At 60.1% G+C, this 316-nt stretch carries 1 protein-coding gene; it reads left to right on the forward strand.

Annotated features, from left to right (window positions below; all coding sequences use genetic code 11):
• Positions 1–35: 35 nt before the first annotated feature.
• The coding region (locus tag ACSHWJ_RS16030; RefSeq protein WP_435928783.1) for a hypothetical protein at positions 36–316 on the forward strand (281 nt) is incomplete at its 3' end.

Here is a 316-nt window from a genome sequence, read left to right on the forward strand (position 1 = left end):
TCAGGCTGGGTGAATTGTTCCAGGACATGCAGGCGATGTCCTTCATCCGCCCGATGCTGGCGAACCGGGCCGAGTACCAGGACATTAAGCAAGGTGCGCTCGGCGCGGCGAATCAGGATCTGATAGGCACCGATTTCCAAAAGCGCACCCAGGGTTTCAATGAAAGCCTGAAAGCCTTCCGTATTGGGATGAGTGAGGTTGGCTTGGTGGTCGGCGAAGCCCTGCTGCCGCCGCTCACAGATCTGTTGCAGACCGTCCGTCCCGTCATCCGGGAATTCGGGCAGTTCGCCTCGGCACATCCGGGCGTGATTCGGGG

Source organism: Methylococcus sp. S1M, assembly GCF_051295855.1.
Lineage (GTDB): Bacteria > Pseudomonadota > Gammaproteobacteria > Methylococcales > Methylococcaceae > Methylococcus > Methylococcus capsulatus.